Annotated in this window: 17 protein-coding genes; 8 read left to right on the top strand and 9 right to left on the bottom strand. The window is 63.0% G+C overall.

Annotation, left to right across the window (positions count from 1 at the left end):
• Window positions 1-128: 128 nt before the first annotated feature.
• Both gltS and QD228_RS04820 read right to left on the bottom strand, forming a co-directional pair.
• A complete protein-coding gene (gene gltS / locus QD228_RS04825) occupies window positions 129-1,319 on the bottom strand; it encodes a sodium/glutamate symporter (RefSeq protein ID WP_077374665.1) in 1,191 nt (396 codons plus the stop codon).
• Between the two features lie 458 nt (window positions 1,320-1,777).
• Window positions 1,778-3,502 (bottom strand): 2-isopropylmalate synthase, encoded by a 1,725-nt coding sequence (locus QD228_RS04820; RefSeq protein WP_279874591.1) that lies wholly within the window; start codon window positions 3,500-3,502, stop codon window positions 1,778-1,780.
• A 511-nt stretch (window positions 3,503-4,013) separates the two neighbouring features.
• Between QD228_RS04820 and QD228_RS04815 the strand changes: the two genes are divergently transcribed.
• On the top strand, window positions 4,014-4,499 hold the full coding sequence (locus QD228_RS04815; protein WP_077374671.1) for an Lrp/AsnC family transcriptional regulator: 486 nt from the start codon (window positions 4,014-4,016) through the stop codon (window positions 4,497-4,499).
• Between the two features lie 154 nt (window positions 4,500-4,653).
• Here QD228_RS04815 and hppD read toward each other — a convergent pair whose 3' ends face one another.
• Both hppD and QD228_RS04805 read right to left on the bottom strand, forming a co-directional pair.
• Window positions 4,654-5,736 carry a 4-hydroxyphenylpyruvate dioxygenase gene (gene hppD, locus QD228_RS04810; RefSeq protein ID WP_279874589.1) on the bottom strand — a complete coding sequence of 361 codons (1,083 nt, stop codon included), beginning with the start codon at window positions 5,734-5,736 and terminating at the stop codon, window positions 4,654-4,656.
• 355 nt (window positions 5,737-6,091) lie between these two features.
• A complete protein-coding gene (locus tag QD228_RS04805) occupies window positions 6,092-6,697 on the bottom strand; it encodes a LysE/ArgO family amino acid transporter (RefSeq protein WP_077374677.1) in 606 nt (201 codons plus the stop codon).
• Window positions 6,698-6,858: 161 nt separating this feature from the next.
• Between QD228_RS04805 and QD228_RS04800 the strand changes: the two genes are divergently transcribed.
• On the top strand, window positions 6,859-7,797 hold the full coding sequence (locus QD228_RS04800; RefSeq protein ID WP_077374680.1) for a LysR family transcriptional regulator ArgP: 939 nt from the start codon (window positions 6,859-6,861) through the stop codon (window positions 7,795-7,797).
• Between the two features lie 46 nt (window positions 7,798-7,843).
• On the opposite strand, the gene argE is transcribed toward QD228_RS04800, so the two are convergent.
• The gene (argE, locus tag QD228_RS04795) at window positions 7,844-9,082 is read right to left on the bottom strand and encodes an acetylornithine deacetylase (protein WP_308478074.1); all 1,239 of its coding nucleotides are present in this window, start codon (window positions 9,080-9,082) and stop codon (window positions 7,844-7,846) included.
• A gap of 140 nt (window positions 9,083-9,222) precedes the next feature.
• Window positions 9,223-10,101 (bottom strand): EamA family transporter, encoded by an 879-nt coding sequence (locus QD228_RS04790; RefSeq protein WP_279874587.1) that lies wholly within the window; start codon window positions 10,099-10,101, stop codon window positions 9,223-9,225.
• A gap of 166 nt (window positions 10,102-10,267) precedes the next feature.
• Here QD228_RS04790 and QD228_RS04785 point away from each other — a divergent pair, with 166 nt between their 5' ends.
• The gene (locus QD228_RS04785; protein ID WP_279874585.1) at window positions 10,268-11,644 is read left to right on the top strand and encodes a PLP-dependent aminotransferase family protein; all 1,377 of its coding nucleotides are present in this window, start codon (window positions 10,268-10,270) and stop codon (window positions 11,642-11,644) included.
• A gap of 126 nt (window positions 11,645-11,770) precedes the next feature.
• Here the strand turns inward: QD228_RS04785 and fdhA are convergent, their stop codons facing one another.
• Window positions 11,771-12,979: a formaldehyde dehydrogenase, glutathione-independent gene (gene fdhA, locus QD228_RS04780; RefSeq protein WP_084208117.1), complete on the bottom strand. Its 1,209-nt coding sequence runs from the start codon at window positions 12,977-12,979 to the stop codon at window positions 11,771-11,773.
• A 419-nt stretch (window positions 12,980-13,398) separates the two neighbouring features.
• On the opposite strand from fdhA, the gene QD228_RS04775 reads away from it, so the two are divergent.
• A complete protein-coding gene (locus tag QD228_RS04775; protein WP_077374692.1) occupies window positions 13,399-13,776 on the top strand; it encodes a hypothetical protein in 378 nt (125 codons plus the stop codon).
• Window positions 13,777-14,227: 451 nt separating this feature from the next.
• Window positions 14,228-15,406, top strand: a complete 1,179-nt coding sequence (gene cfa / locus QD228_RS04770; RefSeq protein ID WP_077374696.1) for a cyclopropane fatty acyl phospholipid synthase — start codon at window positions 14,228-14,230, stop codon at window positions 15,404-15,406.
• Between the two features lie 99 nt (window positions 15,407-15,505).
• Here cfa and QD228_RS04765 read toward each other — a convergent pair whose 3' ends face one another.
• Both QD228_RS04765 and QD228_RS04760 read right to left on the bottom strand, forming a co-directional pair.
• Window positions 15,506-16,105, bottom strand: a complete 600-nt coding sequence (locus QD228_RS04765) for a MarR family transcriptional regulator (protein ID WP_240499676.1) — start codon at window positions 16,103-16,105, stop codon at window positions 15,506-15,508.
• A 232-nt stretch (window positions 16,106-16,337) separates the two neighbouring features.
• Window positions 16,338-17,897 (bottom strand): sigma-54-dependent transcriptional regulator, encoded by a 1,560-nt coding sequence (locus QD228_RS04760; protein ID WP_084208116.1) that lies wholly within the window; start codon window positions 17,895-17,897, stop codon window positions 16,338-16,340.
• 462 nt (window positions 17,898-18,359) lie between these two features.
• Here QD228_RS04760 and phhA point away from each other — a divergent pair, with 462 nt between their 5' ends.
• The 3 genes from phhA (at window position 18,360) to QD228_RS04745 (ending at window position 20,841) form a co-directional block, all read left to right on the top strand.
• Window positions 18,360-19,241 carry a phenylalanine 4-monooxygenase gene (gene phhA / locus QD228_RS04755; RefSeq protein WP_176503094.1) on the top strand — a complete coding sequence of 294 codons (882 nt, stop codon included), beginning with the start codon at window positions 18,360-18,362 and terminating at the stop codon, window positions 19,239-19,241.
• A gap of 66 nt (window positions 19,242-19,307) precedes the next feature.
• Window positions 19,308-19,646: a 4a-hydroxytetrahydrobiopterin dehydratase gene (locus tag QD228_RS04750; protein WP_077374704.1), complete on the top strand. Its 339-nt coding sequence runs from the start codon at window positions 19,308-19,310 to the stop codon at window positions 19,644-19,646.
• 1 nt (window position 19,647) lies between these two features.
• A complete protein-coding gene (locus QD228_RS04745; RefSeq protein ID WP_077374706.1) occupies window positions 19,648-20,841 on the top strand; it encodes an amino acid aminotransferase in 1,194 nt (397 codons plus the stop codon).
• The last annotated feature ends 50 nt before the right edge of the window (window positions 20,842-20,891 follow it).

Below are 20,891 nucleotides of genomic sequence, written 5' to 3'. Positions count from 1 at the left end.
CGTGACCCATCACTCGCGCCGCAAGGGGGATTCCCCGAAACGACAACGCCGGACTCCCATGGAGTCCGGCGTTGTCGTTCATGCCAGGCAGATTCTGCGACATCTCATCATGACACCTGCTGTCATGTTCAGAAGAAGCCGAGGAAGCCCTTGATGATCAGCGAGTTGGCGATATCGATCAGGAAGCCACCCACCACCGGCACGATGATGAAGGCCAGACGCGACGGCCCGTGGTGCTGCGTGACCGCCTGCATGTTGGCGATCGCCGTCGGCGTGGCGCCCATGCCGAAACCACAGTTACCCGCGACCAGCACCGCAGCGTCGTAGTTCTTGCCCATCAGGCGGAAGGTGACCTGGGTGGTGTAGAGGAACACCAGCGCGACCTGTGCCAGCAGAATGGCCAGAATCGGCAGTGCCAGATTGGCCAGATCCCAGAGCTTGAGCGTCATCAGTGCCAGTGCCAGGAAGATGGACAGACTGATGTTGCCCAGCACATCCACGGCATGGGTATTGAGGTGCTTGTCGCCGAAGGCGCGCACCACGTTGCCGATGACGATACAGCTGAACAGCACCCACACGAAGGTCGGCAGCGAGAAGGCCGTATCCGCCGTGAGTGCCTGCAGCTGCTGACCGCTGACGACCCCGAGCAGCAACATGAAGAGCGTTTTCAGAGCATTGGCGGTATTCAGCGGGTGCTGGACTTCCGTCTCGTCATACTCGGAATCGCTGACCTGGGCATTGATGTCCTGCCCTTCACGCTTCATGCGATTGATCAGGAAACGTGCCGTCGGCCCACCGATCAGCGACCCGAACACCAGCCCGAAGGTGGCACAGGCCATCGCGACTTCCATCGCGCCATTGATGCCATATTCATCGGCGAAGACGTTGGCCCAGGCAGCCCCTGTACCGTGACCACCGGACATGGTGATGGAACCGCCGAGCAGCCCCAGTACCGGGTCGAGGCCAAACAGGCTGGCAACACCGACACCCAGCAGGTTCTGCAGGATGAGCAGGCCGATGACCAGCACGAGGAACAGGATCAGCTTGCTGCCGCCGGCACGAATCATGCGGACGTCCGCCGACAGGCCGACCGAGCCGAAGAACAGCAACATGAAGGGGGTCTGGAGACCGGCGAAGAACTGGAACTCGTAGCCCAGGCCACGCAGGCCGGTGACGATGAGGGTGGCGATGAGACCGCCGACCACAGGTTCGGGGATGTTGAACTCGCGCAGCACGCGTACGCGCTCGACAATCAGATGACCGACGACGAGGACAAGCGCCGCCAGCAGCAGGGTAGTGATAGCATCAAGTTGAATCATGCGATACCGATGAGTAGTTGTGGGTTGTTCTAGCGGACCTCCTGAACGAGAGGTGCACCGGCGAATCCCGACCGACGAGGGGATGGGGACACATCCATTGTCTCGTCACTCAGGGGGGTTGCCCTTGCACCGCTTGGAATTGTTGTGCTCTCGAATCCGTTGTACCACCAGATCGTTATCATTTACGCGGATGCAGCGATGATACGCAGGGATGGCACCGGTGCAAGTCCGGATATTGACTCGTCAGACAACTTCCGACAAAAGTCTATATCCGCTCGCCATGCCAAGGCCGGGGTTATCAGCTACTGACATTGCGCTCATCCCTTGCCATGACTGGGCTGGGGAGTGATCGGCCTTGAGAAACGACGAAGCCCTCGCCGCAAGGGGCGAGGGCTTCGTGGACCGTCACTGCAAGCAGGATTTCCGCCTTTCGTGGACGCTCGTGTCGCTCATTGCCGTCAGACGGCGACGGGACCCGCCTCTTCGGCACGTTCCGCTTCACTGCGTGCACTGCTTTCCAGGCCGCGATTGACCGCCGACAGCACCGCCTTGAGTGACGCGCTCACGGTGTCACCATCCTCGGCCATGCCGCAGACGCGCTTCCCATCGAGATTGAGCATCACGAAGGCCACCGCCACGGCGTCACTGCCTTCCCCGAGCGCATGCTCGCCGTAGTCCACCACGCTGACGGTGGCACCGGTGTGGCGCTGCCAGGCATCCATGAAGGCGGAGATGGCACCGTTGCCTTCACCGGCCAGCGCGATCTGCTCACCCTTCTCGTCAATCAGTGTCGCGGTGAGCTGCTCGGCCCCCTCACGATCCAGTCGATAGCCCTTGAGACTCAGCGGTGCCTCGCGCTTGAAGCTGGCATCGAGAATCGCGCGGATCTGGTTGCTGGACAGCTCACCACTGACCTGCTCGCTGGCCTTCTGCACGTGCGGGGCGAGCTCGAGGCTCATCCAGCGCGGCAGGCTGATGCCGTGATCGCGTTCGAGCAGGAAGGCCATGCCGCCCTTGCCGGACTGGCTGTTGACGCGAATCACCGCCTGGAAGTCGCGACCCAGATCCTGCGGGTCGATGGGCAGATAGGCGACCTGCCACGGCTCGTCCGCCTGCTGCTTCTTGAGACACTTGCGAATCGCGTCCTGGTGACTGCCGGAGAAGGCGGTGTAGACCAGCTCACCGACCCACGGGTGACGCGGGTGAACCGGCAGGTTGGTGCACTCGGTGTAGACCTGGATGATCTCGTCCGGATTGGAGAGGTCCAGCTCCGGGTCAATGCCCTGGCTGTAGAGGTTCATCGCCAGGGTGATCAGGTCCATGTTGCCGGTGCGCTCACCATTGCCCAGCAAGGTCCCTTCGATGCGGTCCGCCCCGGCCAGCAGGCCGAGCTCGGCAGCGGCAGCGGCACCGCCCCGGTCGTTGTGGGTATGCAGCGAGATGATCGCGCAGTCACGACGGCTCAAGTGCTTGATGAAGTACTCGACCTGATCCGCGAAGTGATTGGCCGGGCCCACTTCCACCGTGGCCGGCAGGTTGAGGATGCAGCGATTTTCCGGCGTCGGCTGCCAGACATCCATCACCGCCTCACAGACCTCGACGGCGTAATCCATCTCGGTGGAGGTGAAGCTCTCCGGCGAGTACTGGAACACCCAATTGGTATCCGGGTAACGCGCAGCGTAGTCCTTGACCAGCTGCGCACCTTCGACGGCGATGGCCTTGATGCCCTCACGATCCATCTCGAACACCCGCTCGCGCTGAACGGTGGAGGTGGAGTTGTAGACGTGCACCACGGCATCGCGCGCCCCGACCAGTGACTCGAAGGTACGGGCGATCAAGTGCTCACGCGCCTGCACCAGCACCTGGATGCTGACACCTTCCGGCACCTGGTCTTCCTCGATCAACCAGCGCACGAAGTCGAAATCGAGCTGACTGGCGGACGGGAAACCGACTTCGATCTCCTTGAGGCCGATCTTGACCAGCAGCTTCCACATCAGCTTCTTCTGCTCGACCGTCATCGGCTCAAGCAGCGCCTGGTTGCCATCGCGCAGGTCGACACTGGCCCATAGCGGCGCCTGGGTCACGGTACGCGACGGCCATTGGCGGTCGGTCAGCGCGACAGGCGTGACGGGGCGATATTTGGTGTGGTCGAAGGCAGCACTTGGCGTGGATGCAGCAGTCATGGTCGTGTCCTTGGCGTGGTGGGCGTGGAAAGCAACGTTCGACATCCGGATGCGGATTCGATGGCACCTTTCCCGCTCAACAGTGTCCCAATCGGGGCGCCTGAGTAAATGTGAGATGACGAGGGCATCAAGGCCCTCGCATCCGAAAGCTTGCCGCCAGCGCGACAGGCAAGCAAGTCGGAGGTAGAGAACATGGCCGCTACCTGCGACAGGACGTGGCTCCGGATCACGGTTGCCAGCGCGGAAGGAGAGATCGCGGGATCACCGTCGAAGGCCTCTCAGCGGCCTCGCATCGATCAGAAGCGAGCCGGGTTCCGCAGGAAGCGGGCTGGACAGGGTGGCCAGTCCACCTGCTCGCACGACCCTGATGGTCGAACATCTGGATCGCTGAACAGTGATTACAGTATATGCTTCATATCGGGGTGCATGATTGCGAAAAACCCACTAAACCGCCATCTTGAAAGCATTTTATTTCATAATTCACACCTTCACCGCCAATGGATTGCGAAAAATGAGCCAGAACATTTCTCTCCCGACACTGGACCGCTTCGATCGACGGATTCTTGACGAACTCCAGCAGTCGGGACGCATCAGCAATCAGGAGCTCGCCGAGCGCATTGGCCTGTCACCGTCACCTTGCCTGCGCCGGGTACGTGCCCTGGAAGAAAGCGGCATGATCACGGGGTATCGGGCACAGGTCGATGCCCGCAAGCTGGGCCTGAGCCTGATGGCGCTGCTGCATATCTCGATGGACCGCCATACCCCGGAGCGCTTCGCCAACTTCGAGGAAACCATCGCGGCGCTGCCCCAGGTGATGGAGTGCCTGCTGATCACCGGTCAGGAAGCCGACTACCAGCTCAAGGTGGTCGTCAATGACATGGATGACTATCACGACCTGCTGCTCAAGCAGATCACCCGTATCGAGGGCGTCACCGGCGTGCATTCAAGCTTCGTGCTGCGTCAGGTGATCGACCATCAGCGCGTGCCGACGATGTGATGACGCCATGAGGGCCAGTTGACCAAACGACGACGCCCCGCCGAATCTCGGCGGGGCGTCGTCGTTTCAAGGCGGAAGGTTCAGACTGACGGCCACGCTAGCTGGTCACTCCGGCGGGCCAGCTCTGGTGAGCGCCCGCTGCTCGCGATGAAGCTCACCGCTCGCCCTCCAGCACCCCGCGACGGATCTGGTCTTCCTCGATGGATTCGAACAGCGCCTTGAAATTGCCTTCACCGAAACCGTCATTGCCCTTGCGCTGGATGATCTCGAAGAAGATCGGCCCGATCACCGTCTCGGTGAAGATCTGCAACAGGATTCCTTCACCCGGTGCGCCATCCACCAGCAGGCTCAAGGCCTTGAGATCCTCGACGTTCTCTTCATGGTTGGGCACCCGTGCATCGACCTTTTCATAATAGGGTTCGGGTGTGGTCAGGAACTTGACGCCATTGGCCTTGAGCGCCTTGACGGTGGCATAGATGTCATCCGTCGCCATCGCCAGATGCTGGATGCCTTCCCCGTTGTAATCCCGGATGAATTCCGCGATCTGGGAGTTGTCGTCGGCGGACTCGTTGATGGGGATGTGCATCTTGCCGCAGGGCGCTGTCATGGCCCGCGAGAAGAGCCCGGTCATCTTGCCCTCGATATCGAAATAACGGATCTCGCGGAAGTTGGCGATACGGGCATAGAAGTCCGCCCACACATCCATCTGGCCGCGTCCGACGTTGTGCGTCAGATGATCCAGCGTATGCAGGCCGACGCTGTTGGCATTCTCGATTGCGCCATCTAAGGCGACGAAGTCGGTGTCGTAGATCGAGCGTTCCCGGTGATGGTCCACGAAGTACAGCACCGAGCCGCCAATCCCTTCCACCGCCGGGATACCGACCTCACCCGGGCCGACAGGGTGCTGGACACTGCGTGCGCCGTGCGCCAGCGCGTAGCGATGCGCCTGCTCGGCATCTGCCACGCGCCAGGCCATCGCACAGGCACTCGGGCCATGAATCGCCGCGAAGCGTGCCGCGGGGCTGTTCGGCTCAGCGTTGAGCACCACATTGATGCCATGCTGCTGGAACAGGAACACCTGCTTGGAGCGATGGCGACGGGTCTCGGTAAATCCGAGCTGATTGAACAACTTGCGCAGGGCATCGATCCCGGCGGCATCCGGTGCCGTGAACTCGACGAACTCGAAGCCGTCCGTGCCGATGGGATTGTGCTGTTCGATACGCGCCGGTGCGTTCATGAGGTACTCCTGAGTCAGGCTGCCGACAAGGCAGGCAAGGTAGAGAAAGGCGGGCGACATCATTCATGACAGGCGAACGCGCCGCACATCACCTGTGATGTCCCGATTCCGTTATCGGGAATCTATGCCTTGCCTGCCGCCCTGCCCATGCACCTTGCGCCCTCATTGGTGCCGTATCCTGCCTCCCCCCACGCCAGACATGTAACGAAACTCTGCCATAGCGCTGACGGCCATCTCGACACTGCTCACCCGGGGCGCTCTCACTGCCGCGAGCGCCTGACACTGCGTCATGCTTTCTTTACACCTATCGGCGCGTCGCGCCTGCGACTGCCACATGCCCGTCTTGCGTTGGCCGCTAGAGCCAGGCGCCACTGCCCAGCTGCCAGGCGACGGCCAGCAGAATGGCCGCGATGAAGGCTTCGATGACCTGCCAGGCACGCGGACTGGTCAGGCGGGGTGCCAGCCAGCCAGCACAGGCCACCAGCCCGAAGAACCAGACCATCGAGGCCAGGCTGGCTCCGGCGATGAAGCCCGCCGGCGAGCTCTGTTGTGCCCCGATGGCACCCAGCATCACCAGGGTATCCAGATAGACCTGCGGATTGAGCAAGGTCACCGCCAGCGTCGCCATCAGCACCTTGCCAAGGCTCGCCTTGAGCGCCGTACTCGCCGTGAGCTGCCCACCACTGCGCATGCGCCCCAGCGCCTTGACGGCTTGCCAGAGCAGGAAGGCGACACCTCCCCAACGCGCGATGCTCATCAACATGGGGGATTGCTGCATCAAGGCCCCCAGCCCCAAGACCCCCGCCACGATCAGCAGCCAATCACACAGCGCACAGAGCCCCGCGACCCACCATTGATGTTCGCGCTTGAGCCCCTGACCCAGCACGAAGGCATTCTGGGCACCGATGGCGATGATCAGCCCGGCCCCGACACCTGCTCCATTGAACACTGACCACCACATGACACTGCCCTTCCCTTGCATGATTCTCGGATTCAGCGCATTGCGCCCCTGTCTGTCTTCGGCGCGCTTCCGGACTTCCCGGCGCTGCAGCCGCAGGCAGAGTACGCTAGGATGAATACATCATGGAAATTGATTCAGGGAATGACTCATAAGGATTTCTGATGCTGGACTACAAACTGCTGGAGGCGCTGGCCGCCGTCATCGACCAGGCAGGTTTCGAGCGCGGGGCACGCGCGCTGGGCCTGACACAATCAGCGGTCTCGCAGCGCATCAAGCTGCTGGAGGCCCGTCTGGGTCAGCCGGTACTGGTGCGCACGCCACGCCTGGGGCCGACTCCGCTGGGGCGGCGTCTGCTCAATCATGTGCAGCAGGTGCGCCTGCTGGAGCATGACCTGCTGGATCAGATTCCCGCTCTCGGTGACAGCGAGCAGCGCCTGCGCATCGCCATCAATGCCGACTCGCTGGCCACCTGGTGGCCACAGGTCACCGGTGCCTTCTGTCAGACGCACGAGCTGCTGCTGGACATGCTGGTGGAAGATCAGGAGGTCGCCCTCAAGCGCATGCGCGATGGCGAGGTGGCGGGCTGCATCTGCTCGACCCCACGCCCGGTCCAGGGGGCACGCTCACATCCGCTGGGCAGCATGCGGTATCGCGCATTGGCCAGCCCGGATTTCGTGCGCCGCCACATCGCCGGAGAGGATGGCGTCATCCCGTCACGTCTGCCTGCCGAGAAACTGCGCAGCATGCCCGCCATCGTCTATGGCCGGGATGACCGTCTGCAGCATCGGCTGCTGGCCGAGATGGGCTTCGACGAGCCTTTCCCGCATCACCTCTGTCCCTCCTCAGAAGGCTTCGTTCACCTGGCCTTGAGTGGCATGGGCTATGGGATGATTCCCGAGCAGCAGGCGCGCCACCTGCTGGACAGCGGTGAACTGGTCGATATCGCGCCGGACCACGCGCTGGACATCCCGCTCTACTGGCATCACTGGCGCCATGGCGGCAGCACCCTCGAACAGCTCACTGATCACCTGCTGCGTCACTGCAGCGCCATGCTGCTGCCCATACCGGAGCAGCAACCGCCACGCCCGGGGACCCTGTGATCCTGTGAGCTTATGACTCTGTCCGCATCACGCCAGCCCCTCGCACTCAGCTCGTCTGCTGCTCACGCACCAGCTGAGCGAGAAAGCGATCACAGGCCGCCAGCTGGCGGATGTCGATGTACTCGTTGGCCTGATGGGCCACGCTGATGGAGCCGGGCCCGCAGACCACCGTCGGCCAGCCTTCGCGCTGGAACTGGCCCGCTTCGGTGGCATAGGTCACCGCCTGACTGGCACGCGCCTCCCCCAGCAGACGCTGACAGAGATGGATCGCCGGATCACGTTCGCCCTGCCCCAGCGCCGGCACCGTCTCCACCGTGCGCTCACTGTGGATCGCCACCTCGGGCGCCCGCTCGCGATAGGGCACGAGCAGACGCTCCGCGTAGGCATCGATCTCCGCCAGCATCGCCTCGACATCCTCGCCCGGCAGATGGCGCAACTCCCAATCGAAGATGCACTGCCCTGCGGTGATGTTGACGGCCGTGCCGCCTTCGATGCGCCCGACATGCAGGCTGGCATGCGGCACCTCGAAACGCTCGTCGAGATGCCCACAATCGATGCGCGCCTGCATGCGGTCCTCGATGAAGGTGACCATGCGTGCCGCCAGATGAATCGCGCTGACCCCCAGATTGACCTGACTGGAATGCGACGGCTTGCCGGTCACCGTGGTGCGGATGACCGTGATGCCCTTGTGGGCATCGACGACGCTCATCAAGGTCGGCTCCCCCACCAGCACCGCCGCCGGGCGCGGCAGGCGATCACGCAGACGCGCGATCATGCGCGGCGCGCCGAGACAGCCGATTTCTTCATCATACGAGAAGGCGAAAATCACAGGCCTTTCAAGCTTGCCATCACGCGCTGCACTCACCAGCGCCGGCACCGCCGCCATGCAGCAGGCGATGAAGCCCTTCATGTCGGATGAGCCCCGCCCATACAGGCGGCCATCGGCCTCGCGCAGCGTGAAGGGATCACTGTCCCAGGCCTGCCCCTCCACCGGCACCACATCGGTATGCCCGGACAGCACCACACCGCCCTCCACGTCAGGGCCGATCACCGCGAGCAGATTGGCCTTGTCACCGCCATCATCATGAATGATCTCGGCGCTGACACCGGCCACTTCCAGAGCATCACGCAGGCAATGGATCAACGCCAGATTCGAGTCACGTGACACGGTCGCGAAATGGATCAGATGCGCCAGCCATTCACGGCTGTTCGGCCAATCGGAGAAGTCGGCGTGCTGAGGCATCAGGCTGGCGGTATCGACGGCGCTGGTGGCGGAAGCGTGCATGGGGGCATTCCTGTTCGGGGACATCTGAGCGGAGAGCACCATGCGCAACGCGCTGGCCTCATGTGCTCACCGGTATAGCGCAGCGCACCTTTGACAACAAGCGCCAGGCCACGCCAGGCACCGGGCCAGGAGTGCCGCGATCAGCCACAGGCCGCAAGCGCCTTGCGACGCGGGGGATAGAGCACCAGCGCGATCCCGAACAGGAAGATGCTGCACGAGAGCCACTGTGCCAGCGACAACTGCTCATCAAAGATGGCGTAACCACTGAGCAACGCGAACACCGAGACCAGCAAGGTCATGGGGGCCAGTTGACTCATCGGATACTTGAGCAGCATCCGGTTCCAGACCCAGTAACCAAAGAGGGTCGTCGGATAGGCCTGGAACAGCACCGAGACCCAGGCATCCATCCCCCACTGTTGATAGGTGGCACTCAGCCCCCCCCAGCCATTCATCGCGACGCTCAACGCCATCAGCGGTAGCGGCGCAAACAGCATGCCCCAGAGGTTGAAGGCGAAAGGTGTGCGCGTGCCGGAGCTGCGCAGAATCACGCCAGCCAGGGGCCAGCAGATCGCCGCCAGCAGGATGAAGGCAAGTCCCGCCAGGGTCACGTTGCCGTTGGTGGTGAAGACGGAGACCACCAGCCCCACCAGCGAGACCAGAATGCCTGCCGCCATGCGCGGCGAGATGATCTCCCGGTAGAGCAGCACGCCGACCAGCACCGTGGTCAGCACATCGGTCTGCAACAGGACCGCCGCCATGCCAGAGGACAGTCCGAAGGTGATCGAGCATGAGGCCATGCCCCAGATACCGGTACCGAACACCAGCCCGTAGGCCATCAGGTAGCGCCACGGCACCTGCGGCTTGCGGATGAAGAAGATGAGCGGAAAGGTGGCACACGCGAAGCGCGCCGCGGCGATCAGCAAGGGATCCATGTCACTGACCCCCAGCTTGATCATCGAGAAGTTGAAGCCCCAGATTGCCATCACGCTGGTGATGAGCAATAGATCGCGTCCCTGCATGGCGTGTCTCCTGATCGAGGTTCCCTTGACGACGGGCAATGACCGCCGCTGTCCGCGACCGTGGAACATCACGGTGATGACGTGCGGCATACGAGGGCCAGTCTCGCTTGCCGCACCATAGCCGTACAGATACAGTTTCTGGACATTCCACCAGTACAGTTCGCTCATGGCACGCTATCGACAGCTGGCAGAGAAGTGCATTCAGGATATTCAGGCCGGCAGACTCAGCACCGGGGATCGCATGCTGTCGCTGCGCCAGTTTGCCCGCCAGCACGGCATCAGCGTGTCGACGGCGGTCAGCTGTTATGCGGAGCTGGAATCGCAGGGCTGGCTGATGGCTCGCCCACAATCGGGGTTCTTCATCGCCGAGCCTTCACGTGTCATGCCCGCGCCCACCTGGCAGTCCTTCGAAAGCCGAGTCATCACGCCCGCCACGCATCGCCATCGCACGCAGAGGCGGTGCGGGCCGCTGGGCACTGCGCATCTGGCGCTGGACAGGGCGACCCGGCAGGCACTGGATCGCAGCCTGCGCCGCGCCATGAAGCGGGCCGTGCATACCCTCACCCAGTATCCCGCCGCGCAAGGCGAACCCGCACTGTTGAGCGCCCTGGCGAGCCATTTCACCCAGGCCGGCTTTGTGCTGGGCAGTGAGGAGCTGGTCATCACTCACGGCTGCATGGATGCGGTCAGGACGGCGCTTGAGGTCTGCACGCAACCCGGCGACACGGTGGCAGTCAGCTCACCGTGCTACAACGGCCTGCTGGATCTGCTCTCGCAGCTGTCCCTCGACGTCATCGAGATTCCCTCGAGTGCACAAGGCATCGATCTCGATCAGTTCGAACAGCATCTCGCCAACGGTCAGCTGCAGGCCGGGCTGTTCTGCACCACTCACATGAATCCCCAGGGCATCACCCTCACTCCCGCGCAGAAACAGCGCCTGGCCAGGCTTGCCAATCACTACCGCGTGCCGGTGATCGAGGATGATGTCTATCTCGAGCTCACCCATCGCGAAGCGCCGCCACTGCCAACGGCCTGCCACGACGAAGGCGGCTTCGTCATCTGGTGTGGTTCGGTCTCCAAGACCCTGTCACCGAGCTACCGACTGGGCTGGTGTCGGCCCGGCCGATTCCTTCCGCCATATCTCAAGCGCGCGCTGGGTGTGCCGACGCTGGTACAGTGCGCCGTCGCGGACTTCATCGATTCCGGCGCCTATGCCAGTCACCTCAAACGTGTCCGTCACCAGCTCAGCCAGCACAAGGCCCACTACCTCAACTATCTGAGTCAGCATCTGCCCGAGGGCAGTCGCGTGACGCAACCACAAGGTGGCCTGGTGCTGTGGATCGAGGTGCCCGGCCTCGATGCCAGGGCCCTCGGCAAGGCCGCCGAGCAGGCACAGCTAGATATCCGGATCGGCCCCTGGTTTACCGAATCTGCGCGCTATCGCAATTGTCTGCGTCTCAATATCGGCCTTGCACCGGATGAGCGGATCGAGCAGGAACTCGCCCGCCTGATGACGTTGATCGCGAATCACTGCAAACGCTGAAGGTTGTCGTGCTCACATGCGCCTGTCAGACAATGCAGACGACGCTGCCACGCCCCGGTCAACAGGTCGTGGCAGCGTCGTCTGTAGCGAAAGCCTCCTGTCACGAAGGGTCTCTCATGCCCGATATCAGGCAGCGCGCCCGTTGCGCACCATGGCATGGGGGTCGATGACGAATTTCTTGGCAGCCCCACCGTCGAAGTCCGCGTAGCCCTGCGGCGCTTCTTCCAGACTGATGACCTGCACGTTGACCGCATCCGCGATATTGACGCGCCCGAACAGGATCGCCTGCATCAGCGGGCGGTGATACTTCATCACCGGGCACTGCCCCGTGTGCAACGAGTGAGACTTGGCCCAGCCCAGTCCGAAGCGCATGGAGAGCGCACCGACCTTGGCGGCCTCATCCTCGGCGCCCGGGTCTTCGGTGACATAGAGGCCGGGAATGCCGATCTGGCCGCCGGCACGCGTCAACGCCATTGCCGAGTTGAGCACCGTCGCCGGCTGCTCACGTCCATGATCACACCCACAGCCATGCGCCTCGAAGCCGACGCAATCGACGAAGCAATCCACTTCGCGCTCGCCGAGAATCGCCTCGACCTTGTCCTCCATCGAGCCTTCCTGACGCAGGTCGATGGTCTCGCAGCCGAAGCTCTCGGCCTGCTGCAAACGCTCGGGAATCATGTCGCCGACGATGACGCAGGCCGCCCCAAGCAGCTGGGCTGACACCGCCGCCGCCAGCCCGACCGGCCCGGCACCCGCGATGTAGACCGTGGCGCCCGGCCCGACCCCTGCAGTCACGCAGCCATGGAAGCCTGTCGGGAAGATGTCGGAGAGCAGCGTCAGATCACGGATCTTCTCCATCGCCTGATCGGCATCCGGGAACTTGAGCAGGTTGAAGTCGGCGTAGGGCACCATGACGTAATCCGTCTGCCCGCCAGTCCAGCCGCCCATGTCGACATAGCCGTAGGCCGCGCCGGGACGCGCCGGATTGACGTTCAGACAGATCCCCGTCTTGCCTTCCTTGCAGTTGCGGCAGCGCCCGCAGGCGATGTTGAACGGGACCGAGACGATGTCGCCGACCTTGATGAATTCCACGTCGCGACCAGCCTCGACGACCAGTCCGGTGATCTCGTGGCCCAGCACCAGGCCCTGGGGCGCCGTGGTCCGGCCACGCACCATGTGCTGATCGCTACCACAGATATTGGTCGAGACGACCTTGAGAATGACGCCGTGTTCACACTTGCGATTTCCCAGCGCCAGGGTCGGATAGTCCAGTGATTCGACACTCACCTTCCCCGCTCCCTGGTAGACGACTCCGCGATTGGCATTGGCTGACATGACGTGCTCCTGCTGGCATGGGATTTGGTGCATGGACGGCGTCAGACAGGCACGCTGACGACATCTTCCGTCACTTGCCGATACGCCGACCACCCGCCCCCTGTCGGTGGCGTCCGACCTGAAGGGCCCCTGCAGACTAGGCCACTTGCCACGGGTGAGCTGTCCAGATGAGGCATCGACATGCCCATGCGAGACATGCCACGACCAAAGTGGCAGTGCGCATGACCGAGGTCGTCGCGCCTGGCCGACAGGATGCGTCGATGCATCGCCACACTTGAAGCCAGTGACACTGCCCCCACGTCAATCAGCAGAGCACGATGGGTAACCCATTTCGCCATGGCAATCGCTCGCGCCAGCCCTCGCTCCGTGAGCGGCGTCTCGCTGCGAGCCATTGGCCTGATTCATTCCAAGGAGAGACCATGACCATGACATCCAACGCCCTGCGCACCGCCTGCATGACCGTCGCCATCGCCGGAACCGCCTTCATTGCGGGCTGTGGCAACACCAGCGTGATCGAGAAGCAGGACACGCGTTACGAGGTCAGCGCCGTCGATGAGGACCGTGACGATGCCATCGCTCAGGTCAAGGAACGCGCTCTGGAAGTCTGCGAGGAGCAGGATCGCGACAAGTACGACGTGCTTGATTCCCGTGTCTTCGGACCGCAGGACAGCATGTCCAAGGCAGCCGAAGGCAACGACCAGCTGGAAGGCGGCACCATCAATGAGGATACCGAGATGGCCGCCGCCACCCACGAAGGTGAAGGCTACAAGGTCGCCTGGACCATCCGCTGCCGCTGAGGCGCCTTCCCGTCAGCCAGCCCGAGCTGACAGCAAGGCCATGTGCATGAATGCAAGAGCGCATGAGCACAAGAGCGCATGAACGCAAGAAAGCCGCCCTCAGGGGCGGCTTTCTTGCGTTCATGCATCACGAACCCCCGGAGACGGACGGCCGTTCGGAACGCGCAACCTCGGGTTGCCGCCCACGACGGGATATTGCAGCGCCGCATTAGACGACTCTTGACTATGCTGAGACGAAAGCGCTCGCCAGTTCGGCGCCTGCCATCCCCCCAGGACAGCGCAGCACGCGGGAGCGGAGGCGAAGCTTTTGCGTACCAGACAGCCGTGACACCCGAGCATTGCCATGCGAGACGCTCGACTGCCCCAACGCCCGGGGCGGTCGATCACTGCCATTTGCCATGACGAATCCATCAGGACTCTACGCGCCCAGCGCCGTCAAGGAGGCTTTTCCATGAGTATCGAACAACGCCTGGCCCCCGTTGCACTACCCGAAAACCGTCAACGACAGATCGTCGAGCGCCTGCTCTCTGGCTCCGGGGTCAGTCTGAATGGCCCTGACCCCTGGGATATCTGCGTCCGCCATCCGGATCTGTTCCGGCGGGTGCTGAATCAGGGCAGTCTGGGGCTGGGTGAGGCTTACATGGAAGGCTGGTGGGATTGCGAACGGATCGACGAGATGATCCATCGCCTGCTCAAGCATGGGCTGGGGGAGCGAGCCCACACCTTTGGTGAGCGCATCGCCTACCGCCTCCAGGCGGGAGTCATCAATCTGCAGAGCCGTCGTCGTGCCGAGGTGGTGGGCAAGGTGCATTACGACTTCGGCAATGACCTCTTCACCCGCATGCTGGACCCGACCCTGTGCTACAGCTGCGGATACTGGAAAGGATTGCCGATCGCGCCGGAGAACCTGGAGCAGGCCCAGCAGGCCAAGCTGGATCTCGCCTGTCGCAAGCTCGGGCTGACACCCGGCATGCGCGTGCTGGACATCGGCTGTGGCTGGGGAAGCTTCGCCGCCTACGCCGCGCGCCACTATGGCGTGGAAGTCGTCGGCATCACCATTTCCGCCGAGCAGGCGGCGCTGGCGCGGGAACATTGCCATGGCCTGCCAGTGGAGATCCTGCTCAAGGATTACCGTGACGAGCAATTCCGTCACGAGGTCGGCACCTTCGATGCCATCGTGTCCATCGGCATGTTCGAGCACGTCGGCCACAAGAACTACGCGACCTACTTCACCCGTGTCGCGCAGCTGCTGCGCCCCGGCGGACGCTTCGTGCTGCACACCATCGGCTCCAACCTGAGCGACATCTCCGCGGACCCCTGGGTCAATCGCTACATCTTCCCCAACGGCGTGCTGCCCAGTGCCAGTCAACTGATCCAGGCCAGCGAGCATCACCTGATCATGGAGGACTGGCAGAATTTCGGTGCCGACTACGACCCGACGCTGATGGCATGGCGTGCCAACCTCGATGCCAGATGGCATGAACTGGCCGACACCTACACGACGCGGGACAAGCGCATGTTCGAGTATTATCTGGGTGCCTGTGCCGGGGCCTTCCGCGCCCGCCAGCTTCAGCTCTGGCAGGTGGTCTTCACCCACGGCAATCCGGGGCGTTACGACGCACCACGCTGATCCGCTTGCGCCCTCCCTGCGCCTGGCACTCTCCAGCCGTGCCAGGCGTCCGGCAAGGCGACTCACCAGGGGACGACTTGCCCCTTGGTGCCCCATGACTCATGACTCACGATGCGTCGCCGGTGACCGGGAGCGCGTCCCTCTGGCACCTGTCCGTGATGCCGGGGCATTGCCTGCCGACTCGGCCTGCGAGCGGGAGATGCTGTGCCTGGCATTGCGCTCCAGCGCCTGAAGCATGCCGGCCAGCTGATCCAGCGATTCATCCTCGAAGCCGACATATAGCTCCTCGCGAACTCGCGCGATGCGCTCACCCAATTGCACAAGGCATTCATGCCCCGCCTCGGTGAACCACAGGCAGCGGGCACGGCGATCCGTGGCGTGGGGTTCGCGACGAATCAGCTGCTGACACTCGAGCTGATTGAGCGTGCGCGTCAACGACGGCATCTCGATTCCCAGCTCGCTGGCCAACATCTGCTGGGTACAGCCCTCGCCAAGCTTCTCCAGATGCACCATCACCGTCCAGCGGGCTTCCGTCATCCCCAATGGCTCGACCGCGGTCGTGATCGAGGTACGCCACAGGCGGTGGACACGCCCGAGCAGGCCTCCCAGGGAGGGCTTGATGGTCTCGTGAAGGGGTTGAGCATCATCACAGGCTTTCATCGCCTGCAGCGCCACTTCGTCGTCAGTGCCTTGTTGCATGATGATTCTCCGTCTCCACGCCACGGGGCTCACCCCCTGGATGAGCCCCGCGATGCCAACGTCAATTTAGCTTGCTAATGAATGGCGGAATCATACGCTTTATTAGCGGGCAAATCAAAACACGCGTGACGGGACGCGCTCGGCAGCATCCTGCCACTCCCCTTTCCGATGGCGCGCTGGCCTGTTTGCGTGCCTGAGCGCCCGCGTGAGCGTTCGCGTGATCCTCGCGCGGCTAGTCCGCCTCCGAGCCGATCCCGTGGCGCTTGAGCTTGTTGGCAATGGTGGTGTGCGAGACACCAAGACGCTTGGCCAGCAGTCGGCTGGAGGGGAATTCCGGATAAAGACGCGCCAGCACGCGCCGCTCCACCTCGTCGTGGATATCGCCGAGGCTGCCTGCCAGATCGATGCTGTCCAGACCTTCATCGCGCACCTCGCCAATCAGGCGAAGATGCTGCGCCTCGATCACCTCGCCCTCGCACAGCGAGACCGCCTGGAACAGCACGTTTTCCAGCTGGCGCACGTTGCCGGGCCAGTGATAGCCGCGCAGGCGTGCCATCGCCTCCGGTGAGAGAGTGCGAACACGCGCTCCGATCTGGCGCACGGCACGTTCGAGAAAGTGATGTGCCAGCTCCTCCAGTCCATCCAGGCATTCCCTGAGTGGCGGAATCTGCACGCACAGCACATTGAGACGATGGAAGAGGTCGTGGCGGAAGCGCCCTTCGCTGCTCAGCGCCGGCAGGTCCTGCTGGGTCGCGCAGATGACGCGCACATCCAGAAAGGTCTCTTCATCGCTGCCGACACGTCTGAAGCCACCATCCTGCAGAAAGCGCAGCAGCTTGACCTGCATGCGCGGGCTCATCTCGCCGACCTCATCGAGGAAGATGGTGCCACCACTGGTCAGCTCCAGCAGACCCAGCTTGCCTTCCGGCCGTGCCCCCTCGAAGGCGCCCGGGGCGTAACCGAACAGCTCCGTCTCGGCCATTGACTCCGGCAGGCCCGCACAGTTGAGCGCCATGAACGGTGCCTGCCCGCGTGGACTGGCCAGATGGCAGGCGCGCGCCAGCAATTCCTTGCCGGTGCCGGTCTCGCCCTCGATCAACAGCGGGGCATCCAGCGGCGCCATGCGCCTGGCCTCCTTGACCACGGCGGACAGCTGACGGCTTGCCTGGAAGATGGCCTCGAACCCCCGCACCTCGGTACGCTGGATCTGATAGATACGCGAGCCCAGACGGTCCGCACGATGCAGGGTGACTACGGCCCCCGCCAGCGAGGCCACGTCCTCGTTCTCGGTATGCAGCGGCGCGATGTCGGCCAGGAAGGTTTCCTCTCCGACACGCAGGCGCAGGCCGTTGACGCGGGCATTGTTGCGCCGGATCAGCTCCGGCAGGTCGACATCCTGGATGTGACGCGTCAGTGCCAGCCCCGGCACCTCATCGATGCGGACGCCCAAGAGCTTGCCGGCCGCACGATTGGCCGCCACCACGCGTCCCTCCATGTCGATGGACATCACCGGATCAGACAGCGATGACAGCAGTGCATTGAGCTCCAGATGACGCCGTTCGGTGGGCATCAGGCTGACCCGGGTGACCTTGAAGACCCCGGGAATTTCCTCCAGTGCTGGCTTCAGGGTGGAGAGCTGCATGCGCAGCATGTTGGGAACATGCAGATAGATGGAGTTGTTGGCCTCCCCACCGACCTCACCACGCAACACGTTGAGGCCGTAATCGGCAAAGGGGGCCAGGATGTCGCGCAGAATCCCGATCCGGTTCTGACAGGTCAGTTTGAGGCGCATGGCGTTCTCGGCATTGTCGTTGGCATATCGTCGCTGTCAGGGTGGCTCTGACGGCACGGCTCTGAGGGTCAGGCGCTTGAGGATCACAAGCGCGGAGGGGAAACGCTGATGACCCGAGGACATCATTCGGGCTACCGCAGGGCAATGCGGCACATCGATGACGTTAACGTAAGCGTTATCAAAAACCTCGTAAAGCATTCCTTACAATAGACGGTATTGCCGGCACGAAAAAACTGCCCGAATGGCACTGATCGAGGCCATCAGCCGCACAGGTGTCAGGATTATGTGACAAGAGACGGGGCATCGCACCGCTATCTGCCGCGCAAAAGCAGGCCGTGGCACTGGTCAAGGCTGTCCGACAAGGCCTAGCGTAGTCATCGACATGCAGGGACTGACATGTCCGCCATGATGACAACACGGCAGCCTGCCCACGCAGCGCCGCCATACCGTTCGGGAGGTTGCATGAACGCACCGCAGGGTCGTGACTGGCCACAGGCATCCCAGGTATCTGCGCCCGGCTCGCAGGCTCAGGCCAAGGGCACCCGCTACGTGGCGCATGAACCGGATAGCCAGGGTAGGATCCATTACAGCGATCAGGAGCACGCCACCTGGCAGACGCTGATGACGCGCCAGCTGGCGCTGGTCGAGGGACGCGTCTGCCGCGAGTACCTGCAAGGGCTTGAACATCTTGACCTGCCCCGGGATCGCATCCCCCAGCTGGACGAGATCGACCGGGTGCTCGAGGCGGCCACCGGCTGGCGAACCGCACGAGTACCAGCCTTGATCCCCTTCACCCGCTTCTTCGAACTGCTCGCCGAGCGGCGCTTCCCGGTTGCCACCTTCATTCGCCGTCCCGAAGAACTCGATTACCTGCAGGAACCGGACATCTTCCACGAGATCTTCGGTCACTGCCCGATGCTTACCCACCCCGCCTTCGCGGAATTCACCGCCACCTACGGTCGACTCGGTCTCGCTGCCAGCAAGGAAGAGCGCGTCTACCTGGCCCGCCTCTACTGGATGACGGTGGAATTCGGCATGCTGCGCGAGGTTCAACCCGATGGCAGTCGTGCGCTGCGCCTCTACGGCGGCGGCATCATTTCCTCGCCACGCGAGACCTGCTATGCACTGGGCGAGCTCGAAGACAGTCTCGAGCGCCCCGAGCACCTGCCCTTCGATGCCATCGAGGCACTGCGCACCCCGTATCGCATCGACATCCTGCAGCCGCTCTACTATGTCCTGGAGTCACTGGACGATCTGCATGAACTCGCCAGTCGCGACATCATGGCGCTGGTGCACGAGGCCATGGCGCTCGGTCTCAAGACGCCGCGCTTCGCACCACGCTGATCGCATCGGCGCCTTGTGCTCCTTTTCACCCGCCCCACCCTCTTTCCCCAAGCCGGAGATAGTGACATGACCGAACTCGCCAGACAGTCCTGTGAAGCCTGCAGTTTCGATGCCCCCAAGGTCAGCGACAGCGACATCGAGACGCTCAAGACCGCCATTCCCGAGTGGCAGTTGCTCAATCGCGATGGCATCATGCAATTGGAGCGATGCTTTAAGTTCCGCAACTTCAAGCAGGCACTGGCATTCACCAATCGCGTAGGCGAGATTGCCGAGGACGTCGGGCATCACCCGGCACTTCTCACCGAGTGGGGCAAGGTCACCGTGACCTGGTGGTCCCACGAGATGAAGGGTCTGCACAAGAACGATTTCATCATGGCCGCCAGAACCGACGAGGTAGCGAAATAAGATGTTCGAGCAGATTGCGCGTGTACCCGGGGATGCCATCCTCGGCCTGATCGAAGCCTTCAACAAGGACACCAACCCGCAGAAGGTCGACCTCGGCGTGGGCGTCTATCGCGATGCCAACGGCAATACGCCGGTCATGCGTGCGGTCAAGCAGGCCGAGGACCGCCTGGTCGAGAGCGAAGTCACCAAGACCTACATCGGCTCCCACGGTGACCCGCGCTTCGGCAAGGTCGTGCTGCCGATGGTGCTGGGCGCCGAGTCGCCGGTGCTGGCTGCCAACCGTGCCAGCGCCACCCAGGCGCCCGGCGGTACCGGTGCCCTGCGTCTGGCGGCGGACTTCATCGCCAGCAACCTCAAGGGCCGTGATATCTGGCTGTCCACCCCGACCTGGCCGAATCACCTGGGCATCTTCGATGCCGCAGGCGTGACGCGTCACAGCTACCCGTATGTCGACGAGAACAATCGCCTCGACTTCGACGGCATGCTGGCGACCCTCAAGACGATTCCGGAAGGCGATGTGGTGCTGCTGCACGCCTGCTGCCACAACCCGACCGGGTTCGACCTGAGCCGCGAGCAGTGGGACCAGGTGCTGGAAGTCGTCCAGTCACGCAAGCTGCTGCCGCTGATCGACTTCGCCTATCAGGGCTTCGGTGATGGTCTGGAAGAAGATGCCTACGGCGTGCGCCTGCTGGCCGAGAATGTCGATGAAGCCATCATCACCAGCTCCTGCTCCAAGAACTTCGGCATCTACTGCGAGCGTACCGGCTGCCTGATCCTGATCGCCAAGGACGAGGACAGCATGCTGGACGTGCGCTCCCAGGCCGCGATCACCGCGCGTGAGAACTACTCCAATCCGCCGGCACATGGCGGTGCGGTAGTCATCGACATTCTCGAGGACGAGACGCTGCGCGCGGAGTGGAAGAGCGAGCTGACCGAGATGCGCGAGCGCATCAATGGCCTGCGTCGTGAGTTCGTCGAGGCGCTCAAGCCGTATGGCCTGGATGAGCAGTTCGCCTTCATCGCCGAGCAGCGCGGCATGTTCTCCTACACCGGCCTGACACCGGAGCAGGTCGATCGCCTGCGTGACGAGTTCGGCATCTACATGGTGCGCTCCGGACGCGCCAACGTGGCCGGCTTCTCCAGCGAGAATCTGCCCTACGTCGCCAAGGCCATCGCGACCGTCGTCAAGGGCTGAGCCTGACCGAACGCTTCGTGAAAGATGAAAAACCCGCCGATTGGCGGGTT

Source organism: Cobetia sp. 3AK (genome assembly GCF_029846335.1).
Taxonomy (GTDB): Bacteria; Pseudomonadota; Gammaproteobacteria; order Pseudomonadales; family Halomonadaceae; genus Cobetia; species Cobetia marina.
The sequence above is the reverse complement of the archived record's forward strand: the minus strand, read 5'-3'. Positions and strand labels throughout refer to the sequence as shown.